This is a genomic window from Streptomyces sp. NPDC006624 (genome assembly GCF_040611555.1).
GTDB lineage: Bacteria > Actinomycetota > Actinomycetes > Streptomycetales > Streptomycetaceae > Streptomyces.
Map to the genome: position 1 here is coordinate 99,507 of NZ_JBEXOM010000006.1, position 12,323 is coordinate 111,829.

The 12,323-nt window shown below is 72.6% G+C and carries 12 protein-coding genes; 5 read left to right on the plus strand and 7 right to left on the minus strand.

Annotated elements, in window-relative coordinates; genetic code table 11:
- Window positions 1–177: 177 nt before the first annotated feature.
- The 3 genes from pfkB to ABZY20_RS13385 all read right to left on the minus strand — a co-directional run bounded on the left by pfkB (window position 178) and on the right by ABZY20_RS13385 (window position 3,528).
- Window positions 178–1,125, minus strand: a complete 948-nt coding sequence (gene pfkB / locus ABZY20_RS13375) for a 1-phosphofructokinase (RefSeq protein WP_356440988.1) — start codon at window positions 1,123–1,125, stop codon at window positions 178–180.
- Entirely contained in the window at window positions 1,122–1,883 is a 762-nt protein-coding gene (locus tag ABZY20_RS13380; RefSeq protein WP_356440991.1) for a DeoR/GlpR family DNA-binding transcription regulator, read from the minus strand. Before ABZY20_RS13380 ends, pfkB begins: the two co-directional genes overlap by 4 nt.
- A gap of 151 nt (window positions 1,884–2,034) precedes the next feature.
- Entirely contained in the window at window positions 2,035–3,528 is a 1,494-nt protein-coding gene (locus ABZY20_RS13385) for an MFS transporter (protein ID WP_356440994.1), read from the minus strand.
- 61 nt (window positions 3,529–3,589) lie between these two features.
- Here ABZY20_RS13385 and ABZY20_RS13390 point away from each other — a divergent pair, with 61 nt between their 5' ends.
- From ABZY20_RS13390 to ABZY20_RS13400, 3 genes are read left to right on the plus strand one after another with little or no spacing between them, the layout of a single operon-like run.
- A complete protein-coding gene (locus ABZY20_RS13390; protein WP_356440997.1) occupies window positions 3,590–4,555 on the plus strand; it encodes a YafY family protein in 966 nt (321 codons plus the stop codon).
- Window positions 4,556–4,589: 34 nt separating this feature from the next.
- Window positions 4,590–5,528 carry an aldo/keto reductase gene (locus ABZY20_RS13395; protein WP_356441000.1) on the plus strand — a complete coding sequence of 313 codons (939 nt, stop codon included), beginning with the start codon at window positions 4,590–4,592 and terminating at the stop codon, window positions 5,526–5,528.
- A gap of 23 nt (window positions 5,529–5,551) precedes the next feature.
- Window positions 5,552–5,899 (plus strand): MerR family transcriptional regulator, encoded by a 348-nt coding sequence (locus ABZY20_RS13400; RefSeq protein WP_356441003.1) that lies wholly within the window; start codon window positions 5,552–5,554, stop codon window positions 5,897–5,899.
- Here the strand turns inward: ABZY20_RS13400 and ABZY20_RS13405 are convergent.
- Complete coding sequence (locus tag ABZY20_RS13405; RefSeq protein ID WP_356441006.1) at window positions 5,890–6,588, minus strand: TetR family transcriptional regulator; 699 nt, start codon at window positions 6,586–6,588, stop codon at window positions 5,890–5,892. The two genes, ABZY20_RS13400 and ABZY20_RS13405, sit on opposite strands and share 10 nt — an antisense overlap.
- A 418-nt stretch (window positions 6,589–7,006) precedes the next feature.
- Complete coding sequence (locus tag ABZY20_RS13410) at window positions 7,007–8,005, minus strand: sigma-70 family RNA polymerase sigma factor (RefSeq protein WP_356441009.1); 999 nt, start codon at window positions 8,003–8,005, stop codon at window positions 7,007–7,009.
- A 206-nt stretch (window positions 8,006–8,211) separates the two neighbouring features.
- Between ABZY20_RS13410 and ABZY20_RS13415 the strand changes: the two genes are divergently transcribed.
- Window positions 8,212–8,730 (plus strand): N-acetyltransferase family protein, encoded by a 519-nt coding sequence (locus ABZY20_RS13415; RefSeq protein WP_356441012.1) that lies wholly within the window; start codon window positions 8,212–8,214, stop codon window positions 8,728–8,730.
- A 5-nt stretch (window positions 8,731–8,735) separates the two neighbouring features.
- Here the strand turns inward: ABZY20_RS13415 and ABZY20_RS13420 are convergent, their stop codons facing one another.
- The gene (locus tag ABZY20_RS13420) at window positions 8,736–9,521 is read right to left on the minus strand and encodes a class III extradiol ring-cleavage dioxygenase (protein ID WP_356441015.1); all 786 of its coding nucleotides are present in this window, start codon (window positions 9,519–9,521) and stop codon (window positions 8,736–8,738) included.
- Window positions 9,522–9,610: 89 nt separating this feature from the next.
- Between ABZY20_RS13420 and ABZY20_RS13425 the strand changes: the two genes are divergently transcribed.
- Entirely contained in the window at window positions 9,611–10,144 is a 534-nt protein-coding gene (locus ABZY20_RS13425; RefSeq protein ID WP_356441018.1) for a MarR family transcriptional regulator, read from the plus strand.
- Window positions 10,145–10,590: 446 nt separating this feature from the next.
- Here ABZY20_RS13425 and ABZY20_RS13430 read toward each other — a convergent pair whose 3' ends face one another.
- On the minus strand, window positions 10,591–12,180 hold the full coding sequence (locus tag ABZY20_RS13430) for a DHA2 family efflux MFS transporter permease subunit (protein ID WP_356441020.1): 1,590 nt from the start codon (window positions 12,178–12,180) through the stop codon (window positions 10,591–10,593).
- Between the last annotated feature and the right edge of the window lie 143 nt (window positions 12,181–12,323).

Here is a 12,323-nt window from a genome sequence, read left to right on the forward strand (position 1 = left end):
GGGAGGGGACGGGGATGCGGTGGGGGGTGACGGGGAGTGGGGGGAGGCCGGGAAAGGGGAGGCCCCGGCCTCCTCGGGCGGCGGGGCGGCTCAGGATGCCCTGCCGTCCGCTGGGGGCGGCGGTTAACGGAGCGGTGTCCCGCCGGGTCCTGGCCGGTCCGCGCGGTGCGGCGTACGTCATGACACCGGCTCCTTCAGCGCACGGTCCGCCGGCACGTCGGCCGTGACCGTGACGGCCGCCGGGTCCAGGTCGCCCGGTGCCGGCATGACGCTGCCGGGCAGCTGGACGGCCGCCGCGCCGTGGGCGACCGCGGAGGCGAGGGCCTCGGGGCCGTGACCGCCGGCGATCAGGAAGCCGGCGAGGGAGGAGTCACCGGCGCCCACATTGCTGCGGACGGCGTCCACCCGGGCGCTGCCGAACCAGGCGCCCTCCTCGCTGACCAGCAGCTGCCCGTCCGCGCCGAGGCTGGCCAGGACGGCCCGGGCACCCTTCTCGCGCAGCTCCTCGGCGGCCTTGACGGCGTCGCCGACGGTGGCGAGGGGGCGTCCGACGGCCTCCGCCAGTTCCTCGGCGTTGGGCTTGACCACGTCGGGCCGCTCCCGCAGGGCCGCGAGGAGCGCGGGTCCGGAGGTGTCCAGGGCGATCCGGGCCCCGGCGGCGTGGGTGCGGGCGACCAGGTCGGCGTAGAAGGAGTGGGCGAGGCCGCGCGGGAGGCTGCCGCAGCAGGCGATCCAGGAGGCGTCGCGGGACTGGAGCCGTACGGTCTCCAGGAGCAGTTCCCGCTCGGCGCCGGTCAGTTCGGGGCCCGGCGCGTTGATCTTGGTCAGGACACCGTCGGCCTCGGCGAGGGCGATGTTGGAGCGGGTGGCCCCGGCGACCGGGACGGGAGCGACCTCGATGCCCTGCGCGTCGAGCAGGTCGGCGACGAGCTTGCCCGGGGCGCCGCCCAGGGGCAGGACCGCCACCGTGCGCTGCCCGGCCGCGGCGACCGCGCGCGAGACGTTCACGCCCTTGCCGCCCGGGTCCATCCGCTCACCGGTGGCGCGGATGACCTCGCCGCGGTCGAGGGACGGCACCTCGTAGGTGCGGTCCAGGGACGGGTTGGGGGTGACGGTGAGGATCATGCGCGCACTACTTCCGTGCCGCCGCGCTCGATCGCGACGGCGTCTTCGGGGCTCAGCCCGCTGTCGGTGATCAGCAGGTCCACGTCGCTCAGGGCGCCGAAGCGGGCGAAGTGCTCCTGGCCGTGCTTGGAGGAGTCGGCGAGCAGCACCACGCGGCGGGCGGCGGCCACGGCCGCGCGCTTGACGGCGGCCTCGGCGAGGTCGGGGGTGGTCAGGCCGTGTTCGGCGGAGAAGCCGTTGGCGGCCACGAACAGCACGTCGGCGCGGATCTCGCCGTAGGCCCGCAGCGCCCAGGCGTCCACGGCGGCGCGGGTGCGGTGCCGTACGCGGCCGCCGACGAGGTGGAGCTGGATGCCGGGGTGGTCGGCGAGACGGGCCGCGATGGGCAGGCTGTGCGTGACGACGGTGAGGACGGACTCCAGCGGGAGGGCGGCGGCCATACGGGCCACCGTCGTACCGGCGTCGAGGATCATCGTGCCCTCGGCCGGCAGCTCGGCCAGGGCCGCCTTGGCGATGCGGTCCTTCTCGTCGGCGGCCGTGGTCTCGCGCTCGGCGAGGTCCGGCTCGAAGTCGAGGCGCCCGACCGGGATGGCCCCGCCGTGCACCCGGCGGACCAGTCCGGCGCGGTCGAGGGCCTTCAGGTCCCGGCGGATCGTCTCCGCCGTCACCTGGAACTCCTCGGCCAGCGACACGACATCCACTCGGCCGCCGTCACGGGCGAGCCGGAGGATCTCCTGCTGCCGCTCCGGTGCGTACATGTCCGTTCGCCTCCGCCTCATGCCCGAACGTGTGGTTTCAGCGGGAGGCTACGCCCAGATGTCCGGGAAGTAAACAGGTTCGGACCCAATCGGGCGTGATCAGAAAGAGAGCGGGCCCGGCACCGCGTGGTGCCGGGCCCGTCCCCCGCTCTCAGACCAGCGCGGGCTCCTTCGGCTCCGCCACCGGCTGCTCCCCCTCCACGTGCTGCGCCGGCCGCTTGGGCAGGGCGAACATCAGCAGGAAGATCACGCCCAGCACCGCGGCCACCCAGCCCAGCGCGTTGCGGAAGGCGTCCGCGAAGGCCGGTCCCACCTCGGCCGGGCTCAGCCGCTCGCCGATCGTGCCGAAGAAGACCACCGACACCAGGCCCAGCCCCAGCGCGTTGCCCATCTGCTGCACGGTGTTGATGAGGCCGGAGGCCGAGCCGGAGTGCTCGCGCGGCACCTCGGAGAGGATCGCGTCGGTGAGCGGCGCCACGATCAGCCCCATGCCGGCGCCCATCACGACCAGCGGCAGGGCCATCTGCCAGGGCGCGATGCCCAGGCCGAAGTAGGCGGACTCCGCGATGTAGAGCAGCACCCCGGCCGCCATCACCAGCGCGCCCGCCTGGAGCACCCGGCGCCCGAAGCGCGGCACCAGCTTCTGCACCGACATCCCGGCGGCCACCGACACGGCGATCGAGAACGGCACCCCGGTCAGCCCGGCCTTCAGCGCGCTCCAGCCCAGCCCGATCTGCATGTACAGCGTCCACACCAGGAAGAACACGCCGAGTGCGACGCCGAAGACGGTCTGCACGGCGATCCCGGCCGCGAAGCTCTTCACCCGGAACAGCGACAGCTCCACCAGCGGGGAGCCGTCCCGCGCCGCCTTGCGCCGCTCGTACGCCACCAGCGCCGCCAGGACGGCGAGCGAACCGGCCATCGAGACGTACCCCCACAGCGGCCAGCCCAGCTCACGCCCGCGGGTGAGCGGGTAGACCAGCATCAGCAGGCCCAGCGTCACCAGCGCGACGCCCACCAGGTCGAGCTTCAGGGCGCGCGGCGCCTTGGACTCGGTGATGAAACGGCCGCCGAGGACCAGGCCCGCCACGCCGACGGGCAGGTTGATCAGGAAGATCGAGCGCCAGCCCCATCCGAACAGGTTCCACTCGGTCAGCAGCGCGCCGAGCAGCGGGCCGGACACCGCCCCGAGTCCGACGATCGCGCCGAACAGCCCGAACACCTTGCCCCGCTCGTGCGCCGGGAAGGTGGCGTGCACGATCGACAGCACCTGCGGCACCATCAGCGCCGCCGTGCCGCCCTGCAGGATCCGGGACGCCACCAGCATCTCCGGGTTCACCGCGAGACCGCACAGCGCGGAGGCGACGGTGAAGCCGCCGATGCCGAACAGGAAGATCCGCTTGCGGCCGTGGATGTCGCCGAGCCGTCCGCCGGTGATCAGGCCGGCGGCGAAGGCGAGGGCGTAACCGGCGGTGATCCACTGGATCTGGCTGAAGGAGGCGCCCGCCTCCCGCTGGATCGACGGGATGGCGATGTTGACGATCGTCACGTCGACGAGGTCCATGAAGGCCGCGGTCATCACGATCGCGAGGGCGAACCAGCGGCGGCGGTCCGCGGTGCCGGGAGTGGTCTCGGTGCGTTTCATACCTCGACGCTAGAGGCCCATTAGGTCAGATCGCGTCCTAGTGCTGCGGCATGCTCGTCGTATGACGACGGACACTCCAGCCCGGCTGCTGACCCTCCTCTCCCTGCTGCAGACGCCCCGCGAATGGCCCGGCGGCGAGCTCGCCGAGCGGCTCGGGGTCTCCCGCCGCACGGTCCGGCGGGACATCGACCGGCTGCGCGAACTCGGCTATCCCGTGCAGGCGACCAAGGGCTCCGACGGCGGCTACCGCCTGGTCGCCGGGAAGGCCATGCCGCCGCTCGTGCTCGACGACGAGGAGGCCGTGGCCATCGCGGTCGGGCTGCGTGCCGGGGCGGGGCACGCGGTGGAGGGGCTGGACGAGGCATCGGTGCGGGCGCTGGCCAAGCTGGAGCAGGTGCTGCCGGGCCGGCTGCGCCACCGCGTGAGCACGCTCCAGGCCGCGACCACACCGCTGACCAGCGGCGACGGACCGAGCATCGCACCCGAGACCCTGACCGTGATGGCCTCGACGGTGGCCGGGCACGAGCGGCTGCGGTTCGCCTACCGGGCAGCGGACGGCACCGATTCGCGGCGCCTGACGGAGCCGCACCGGCTCGTGTCGACAGGCCGCCGCTGGTACCTGGTGGCCTACGACCTCGACCGGGGCGACTGGCGCACCTTCCGCGTCGACCGGGTGAGCGAGCCGTTCGCCACGGGCGCGCGCTTCACGCCGCGCGAGCTGCCGACGGGCAGCGCCGCGGAGTACCTGCGGCAGTCGATGCAACGGCACCAGGAGTCCTACGACTTCGACGTCACGTTCGCCGCCCCGGCCGCTTTCGTCGCCGCCCGGGTGCCCAAGTGGCTGGGCACGCCCGAGCCGTTGAACGACGGCAACTGCCGGCTGCGGGGCTCCACCGGGGACGCGGTGCGGTGGGTGGCGTTCCGGCTGGCGATGCTGGAGTGCGACTTCGTGGTGCACCGGCCGGAGGAACTCGTCGCGGAGGTGCGGGAGCTGGGGGCGCGGCTGAGCAGGGCGGCGGGGGCTTGACCTGGAGCGCGCTCCAGATCCGAGCATGGGCGGCATGACCACCACCGACCCCCACATCGTCCTGGGGACCATGGACTTCGGCACCCGCGTCGACCGCGACCGGGCCTTCGCGATCCTCGACGCCTTCGTCGCCGCCGGCGGTGTCTGGCTCGACACCGCCAACTGCTACTCCTTCTGGACCGACCCCGGCGGCGTCGGCGGTGCCAGCGAGCGCGTCATCGGCGCATGGCTGCGGGCCCGCCCGGGCGCGCGGGACGCCGTGCGGATCGCCACGAAGGTCCGGCACAACCCGCTCGTACCTCACTCCTGGCCGCAGAGCGCCGAAGGACTGTCCGCCGACGCCGTGCACGCGGGCGTGGAGGAGAGCCTCGGCCGGCTGGCCGTCGACCGCATCGACCTGCTCTGGGCCCATGCCGAGGACCGCACCGTGCCGCTGGAGGAAACGGTCGGCGCCTTCGGCGAACTGGTCGCGCGGGGCACCGTCGTGCGGATCGGGGCGGCCAACCACGCCGCCTGGCGCGTCGAACGCGCCCGCGCGCTCGCGCGGCAGCAGGGCGTTCAGCCGTGGACGGCCCTGCAACTGCGCCACTCCCTGGTCCAGCCGCGTCCGCTCGCCCCCGTCGCGGAGGCCGGCCACCGCCTGCTCACGCCCGAGGACCTGGACCTCGCACGCTCGGAAGGGCTCGCCCTGTGGGCGTACAGCTCGCTGCTGTGGGGTTCGTACGTACGCCCCGACAAGCCGCTCCCGCCGATCTACGATCACCCGGGAACCACCCGGGTGCTCACGGTCCTGGACGACATCGCCGGTGAGCTCGCAGCCACCCGGAACCAGGTCGTGCTCGCCTGGCTGATGCGGCAGGGCATCGATCCCATCGTCGGCGCGAGCCGGGTGGAGCAGATCGAGGAGGCGCTCGCCGCCCGCCGGGTGCGGCTCGGCGACGAGCACATGGCGCGCTTCGCCGAGGCGCGCTAACGGCGGCCGGCGAAGGAGCCCTCATGTCCACTCTCACCCCGGCAGCGGCCGCCGAGCGCACCGGCGTCTCCCTCGACACGCTGCGCTACTACGAGCGGGAAGGGCTGATCGGCCCGATCCGGCGCTCCCCGGGCGGGCGCAGGGAGTACACCGAGGACGACGTCTTCTGGATCGGGCTGGTCACCTGCTTCCGCGACGCCGGCCTCGGCATCGCGGACCTGCGGGCGTTCGTCGCCCTCCTGCGCGCCGAGCACCCCGCGCGGGACCGGGTCGCCTTCCTCCGGGAGCGCCGCGCCGATCTGGAGCAGCGGGTGGCGGCGCTGGGCCGGGCCCTCGAGGTCCTCGACGAGAAGATCGCCTACTACAGCTGAGTGCCGTACTCGGCCCACGGGAAGTCCCGCACGGCCCGCAGGTTGCGCAGCGCCAGCTCCCCCGGGCCTCCCGGGCCCGCAGGCGGACCGTCCGCCTCCGCCCAGCTCTCCAGGGCGGTCCGCACGGCGGCGCTCGCGACGGCGGCGGCGAAACGCACCTCCGGCGTGGCGGCAACGTTGTCGGCCCGGTCCGCGGCCGGAGCGCCCGCCGCGCCCCCGACACGTGTCACCCGCTCCGCGAGCACCTCCGCCAGCATGCGTTCCGCGTCCTGGCACACCTCCGCCCAGACCCTGCGCAGGGAGGGGTTCGCGCCGGCCAGGCGCAGCAGTGTGCGGACCCAGTGCCAGGAGGACGCCGAGACGCCGGCACCGGGGGTGAGGGTGTGGCGGACCCCGTCCTCCAGGGCCTGGAGGAGGCCGGTCCCGGCGGGAGCGGCGCGCACCGCCTCCACCCAGCGCTGCGAGCCGGCCGCGTAGAGCGGCGCGACGGCTTCCTCTTTGGTGGCGAAGTACCGGTAGAAGGTGCGCGGGGCGATACCGGCGGCCTGGGCGATGTCCTCCGCGCGGGTGGCGCGCAGGCCGTGCCGCACGAAGAGGCCGGCCGCCGCCCGGGCGATCTCCATGCGCGTCTCGGCCTTGCGCCGCTCGGTCAATGAGGCCTGCGGCGGGGTCGGGGTGGTGCTGCTCACGCCCGGCAGGCTATGCCCATGTGACACAATCTGCCATCTGGCGGGTCACCCCGTGGTTCAGGTACGGGGTGACCCGCTCTCCAGCGCCGCCCTGCGTGGGTCGGCCGGGCGGAGAGAGCCGGGCCCCGGCGCCCGGGGGGAAGGACGCCGAGACCCGGCCTGGGGAGAGTCCCGGCGCCGGGGGGAGTGCGACGGGACGCGTGGTCCGTGGAGGGCCAGGGGCGTGGCCCCGGGCCCGAACCGGTGGGCCCGGAAGTCTTGTTCCCTGAGCCCCGCGGGTTGAAGCGGCGTTACATCGCCATGTTTGCGCGGTCTTTCGCCACCCGGCGTACGCGGCGACCACCGGGCGCACACGGCCCGTCACCCATGAGCCACGGGAACGGCTCGTGCGTCCCGGCGGCCACGCCGCCCACCGGTGTCACGCCGCCGCGTCGAACCCCGTGCTGCGCGCGAGCTTCTTCAGCTCCAGCAGCGCGTGCTTCTCGATCTGGCGGATGCGCTCGCGGGTGAGGCCGTGCTCCTTGCCGACCTCGGTCAGGGTGCGCTCGCGGCCGTCCTCGATGCCGTAGCGCATCTTGATGATGGAGGCCGTGCGCTGGTCGAGGCGGCCGATGAGGTCGTCGAGCTCCTCGCTGCGCAGCAGCGTGAGCACCGACTGCTCCGGCGACACCGCCGACGTGTCCTCCAGGAGGTCGCCGAACTGCGTCTCGCCCTCGTCGTCCACCGACATGTTCAGCGAGACCGGGTCGCGCGCCCAGTCGAGCACGTCGGTGACGCGCTCCGGCGTCGAGCCGAGCTCGGCGGCGATCTCCGCCGGCTCCGGGTCCCGGCCGTGCTCGCGGTTGAACTCGCGCTGCACACGGCGGATCCGGCCGAGCTCCTCCACGAGGTGGACGGGCAGGCGGATCGTGCGGGACTGGTCGGCTATCGAGCGCGTGATCGCCTGGCGGATCCACCACGTGGCGTACGTGGAGAACTTGAAGCCCTTGCGGTAGTCGAACTTCTCGACCGCGCGGACCAGGCCGGCGTTGCCCTCCTGGATCAGGTCCAGCAGCGGCAGACCGCTGCGGGGGTAGCGACGGGCCACGGCGACGACCAGGCGGAGGTTGGAGCGGATGAACACGTCCTTGGCCCGCTCCGCGTCCGCGACCAGAGCCTCCAGCTCCTCGCGGGTCGCGTCCGTCTGGGTCTCCTCGTATCCGTCGAGGACCTGCCTCGCGAACACACCCGCCTCGATGACCTGGGACAGCTCGACTTCCTTGGCGGCGTCGAGCAGCGGTGTGCGCGCGATCTCGTCGAGGTACATGCCGACCAGGTCGCGATCGGCGATCTCGCCGCCATGGGCGCGAACACTGCTTGCCGCGTCGGCCGTCTCGCCGGTGGCGGACTGACGACGGGCGACGGCACGGGTTGCCATGCGTGCTCCCTTGCGATGATGAGGTCAGCGGGTGGTCCTTCGGACGCCGGACTCCGTCTCCGGGACACTCTCCGGACTCTCCTCGGGTGCCCTGCATCCGATGGAAACAACGACTGGAATCAGGACAGAATTCCCAACCCGGCACCCAATTTTTCTGATCATGCAGTACCCTGTCGGGCCGCTGTGCAGCCACAGGAGGGGGAGCGATGCGGTCGGGGCGTACGGAGGTGCAGGTCAGACCGGGAGCCGAGGAGGACCTCGACGCCCTCACGGATCTCTACAACCACTACGTACGTGAGACTCCGATCACATTCGACACCGCGATCTTCACTCCGGCGGAGCGCCGCCCCTGGCTGCTCTCCCACCCTGTAGACGGGCCGTACCGCCTGATGGTTGCCGAGCGGCCGGACTCACAGGAGATCCTGGGGTACGCCACCTCCAGCCCCTTCCGCGCGAAGCCCGCCTACCGCACCTCCGTGGAGACGACGGTCTACGTCGCCCCGGACGCCGGCGGCCGCGGTGTCGGCACCCTGCTCTACGAGGCCCTCTTCGAAGCACTGTCCGGCGAGGACCTGCACCGCGCCTACGCGGGCATCGCCCAGCCCAACGAGGCGTCGGCCCGGCTGCACGAGCGCTTCGGCTTCCGCCGCGTCGGCACGTACCGGGAGGTCGGCCGCAAGTTCGGGCGGTACTGGGACGTGGCCTGGTACGAGAAGCCGCTCTAGGGCGGTCAGCCGAACTGCACCGAACGCTTCGCCAGCCCCATCCAGAACCCGTCGATCACCGACTTCTGCGCGTCCAGCTCACCGGTGGCGTCCGCCGCGCCCATGGTCACGAACAGCGGGGCGAAGTGCTCGGTGCGCGGATGGGCCAGCCGCCCGGCCGGGGACTTGCGGGCGAAGTCGAGCAGGGCGTCCACGTCCCGGGCCTCCAGCGCGCGCCGGCCCCAGTCGTCGAACTCCGCCGACCAGGCGGGGACGCCGGCCTGCCGGAGCGCGGCCAGGTTGTGGGTGAAGAAGCCGGAGCCGACGATCAGCACGCCCTCGTCCCGCAGCGGCGCGAGCCGGCGGCCGATCTCCAGCAGCCGGACCGGGTCGAGCGTGGGCATGGAGACCTGCAGGACCGGGATGTCGGCCTCCGGATACATCTCGACCAGCGGGACGTACGCGCCGTGGTCGAGGCCGCGGTCGGGAACGTCCTGGACGGGCGTGCCCGGGGCGCGCAGCAGCTTGCGCACCGAGTCGGCGAGCTCCGGAGCGCCGGGTGCGCCGTAGGTCACCCGGTAGTAGTGCTCCGGGAAGCCCCAGAAGTCGTGGACGAGCGGGACGGTCTCGGTGGCGCCGAGCGCGAGCGGGGCCTCCTCCCAGTGCGCGGAGACCATCAGGATCGCCTTGGGGCGGGGCAGACCGGCGGACCATGCGGCCAGCTCGCCGGGCCAGACGGGATCGTCGGCCAGGGGCGGGGCGCCGTGGCTGAGGTACAGAGCGGGCATGCGCTCCTGAGTGGCGGCGGACATGCTGCGGCTCCTTCCAGAACATGGTTCCCTACAAAACTGTACGGGCCATTTGTTTAAAGTTCAAGAAGGGTCCCCGTAGAGTGGAACGCATGAAGGCACCCGCATCCGCACCGACCCGGGGCTCCGACCGGGAACCCTCGGAACCGCGCTGGCTCACCGACGAGGAGCAGCGTGTCTGGCGCTCGTTCATGGACGGCGTCACCCTCCTCGACGACCATCTCGACCGTCAGCTGCAGCGTGACGCGGGCATGCCGCACATCTACTACGGCCTCCTGGTCAAGCTGGCAGAGGCCCCGCGGCGGCGGCTGCGGATGACCGAGCTGGCGATGCTGGCGAAGATCACCCGCTCCCGCCTGTCGCACGCGGTGGCCCGCCTGGAGAAGAACGGCTGGGTGCGCCGCGAGGACTGCCCCGACGACAAGCGGGGCCAGTTCGCCGTCCTGACGAACGAGGGCTACGAGGTGCTGCGGCAGACCGCGCCGGGCCATGTGGAGGCGGTGCGCCAGGCGGTCTTCGACCGGCTCTCCCCGGAACAGCAGAAGTCCCTCGGCGACATCATGCGGATCATCGCGGAAGGGCTCCAGCCGGAGGAGGCGGGGGCGGATCTGCCTTGGCTGCGTTGAGGGGTGTAGTTGCCCTGGCTGAGCTGAGGCGAGGGCGGAACGCCACGGCCGCTGAAGCGAGGGCGGACTTGCCATGGCTGCGCTGAGGCGGAGCATGGCGGCGGCTCCGGGCAGGACCTGCACGGGCACGGGCACGGGCACGGGCACGGGCGCGGGCGCGGGCGCGAGCACGGGCACGGGCGCGGGCACGGGCGCGGGCGCGGGCGCGAGCACGGGCACGGGCGCGAGCACGGGCCCCGATCCGGCATCGCCACGCACGGGTCCGGTCCGGGCCCGTGCCCGGACCGGCTCCGAGCGCGGATGCGGACCTGCCCCGGCCCCGGCGATGCGGAGTCGGGGCAGGTCCTGGGATCCGTGGGTGCGGGGCGTCCCCTCCCTCGTACCCACGGGTGGACTCTCGCGTACGAAACGGAAGGTCCCGAAGGGGTGCGGGCGGTGGCCGGCCGTCAGTGGGCGACGACCGGGACCGGCACCTCGTCCACCGCGCCCTCGCGGGACGCGGAGCCCGTCACCGGACTGCCGCCCGGACGACCGGCGTTGACCAGGGTCAGGGCGATCACCGCGGCGGCCACGAGGATGCCGACGGCGAACCAGATGGCGCTGGTGTAGCCCTGCACCATGCCCTCCAGCTGCACGAGCTGCTGCTGCGACCGGCTGGTCGCGCCCGCGAGGTGATCGGCGATGTACGCCGTGGTCGCGGAGGCGGCGATGGTGTTCAGCAGGGCCGTGCCGATCGCGCCGCCCACCTGCTGCGAGGTGTTGACCATCGCGGAGGCGACACCGGAGTCCCGCGGCTCGACACCCTGGGTGGCCAGGGACATGGCCGGCATGAACGCCGTACCCATGCCGAGGCCGAGCAGCAGCATCGCGGGCAGCAGCAGGGCCGCGTACGAGGAGCCGATCTCCAGCTGGGTCAGCAGCAGCATGCCGAGCGCGGCGACCAGGAAGCCGGGGCCCATCAGCAGGCGCGGGGCCACCCGGGTCATCAGGCGGGTTCCGATCTGGGTCGAGCCCGTGATCATGCCCGCGATCATCGGCAGGAAGGCGAACCCGGTCTTGACCGGCGAGTACCCCTTCACGATCTGCAGGTAGTACGTCAGGAAGAGGAACAGACCGAACATCGCGATGATCGCGAGACCGAGGGAGAGGTAGATGCCCCCGCGGTTGCGCTCGGTGACCACGCGCAGCGGCAGCAGCGGGGCCTTGACGCGGGACTCCACGACCACGAAGGCCAGCAGCAGCACCGCCGAGGCGACGAACATGCCCACGGTGACGGAGTCGCTCCAGCCGTCCGACTCGGCGCGGGTGAAACCGTAGACCAGGGCGACCAGGCCGAAGGTGGAGAGGATCACGCCGGGGATGTCGAGCGGGGAGCGGTTGCGGCTGCCGCGGGGCTCGCGGATGACGAAGTAGGCACCGGCAGCGGCGACCACGGCGAACGGGATGTTCACGAAGAACGTCCAGCGCCAGTCCAGGTACTCGGTGAGGAACCCGCCGAGGATCAGGCCGACGGCACCGCCGCCACCGGCGATCGCGCCGTAGATGCCGAACGCCTTCGCGCGCTCCTTGGCGTCGGTGAACATCACCGCCAGCAGCGAGAGCGCGGCGGGCGCGAGCAGTGCGCCGAAGACGCCCTGGAGGGCGCGGGCGCCGAACATCATCGCCTCGTTGGTGGCCGCGCCGCCGAGCGCGGAGGCCGCGGCGAAGCCGCCCAGACCGACGACGAACGCCTTCTTGCGTCCCCACAGGTCGGCTATCCGGCCGCCGAACAGGAGCAGACCGCCGAAGGCGAGCGCGTAGGCCGTGACGACCCACTGCCGGTTGCCGTCGGAGATGCCGAGGTCCTGCTGGGCGGAGGGCAGGGCGATGTTCACGATGGTGGCGTCCAGGACGACCATCAGCTGGGCGAGTGCGATGAAGACGAGCGCTTTCCAGCGCCCCGGATCCGGTTCGGCCGGTTCGACGGGAGCGGCCGGAGCGGAGGAAGGGCCGGGTGCGGCCGGGGTGTTGCGGGCCTGTGACGCTGATTCAGACATGGAGGTACCCACTTCGGGACTTCGTGACGGAGATTCGGGACGTCGTAAGGAGAAAAGGGCGTACCGAAAAAAGGGCGAAGAAAAGGAAGGACGAAGAGGAGACAGAAGGAAGGAGGAAGGAGGAAGGAGGAGGGCAGAACGCG

Bases quoted from the DNA above. Each gene is read 5' to 3' on its own strand.
- ABZY20_RS13410 (WP_356441009.1), bottom strand. From the start codon at position 8,005: ATGGCAACCCGTGCCGTCGCCCGTCGTCAGTCCGCCACCGGCGAGACG.
- ABZY20_RS13380 (WP_356440991.1), bottom strand. From the start codon at position 1,883: ATGTACGCACCGGAGCGGCAGCAGGAGATCCTCCGGCTCGCCCGTGAC.
- ABZY20_RS13420 (WP_356441015.1), bottom strand. From the start codon at position 9,521: ATGTCCGCCGCCACTCAGGAGCGCATGCCCGCTCTGTACCTCAGCCAC.
- ABZY20_RS13385 (WP_356440994.1), bottom strand. From the start codon at position 3,528: ATGAAACGCACCGAGACCACTCCCGGCACCGCGGACCGCCGCCGCTGG.
- ABZY20_RS13415 (WP_356441012.1), top strand. From the start codon at position 8,212: ATGCGGTCGGGGCGTACGGAGGTGCAGGTCAGACCGGGAGCCGAGGAG.
- ABZY20_RS13390 (WP_356440997.1), top strand. From the start codon at position 3,590: ATGACGACGGACACTCCAGCCCGGCTGCTGACCCTCCTCTCCCTGCTG.
- pfkB (WP_356440988.1), bottom strand. From the start codon at position 1,125: ATGATCCTCACCGTCACCCCCAACCCGTCCCTGGACCGCACCTACGAG.
- ABZY20_RS13400 (WP_356441003.1), top strand. From the start codon at position 5,552: ATGTCCACTCTCACCCCGGCAGCGGCCGCCGAGCGCACCGGCGTCTCC.
- ABZY20_RS13425 (WP_356441018.1), top strand. From the start codon at position 9,611: ATGAAGGCACCCGCATCCGCACCGACCCGGGGCTCCGACCGGGAACCC.
- ABZY20_RS13395 (WP_356441000.1), top strand. From the start codon at position 4,590: ATGACCACCACCGACCCCCACATCGTCCTGGGGACCATGGACTTCGGC.
- ABZY20_RS13430 (WP_356441020.1), bottom strand. From the start codon at position 12,180: ATGTCTGAATCAGCGTCACAGGCCCGCAACACCCCGGCCGCACCCGGC.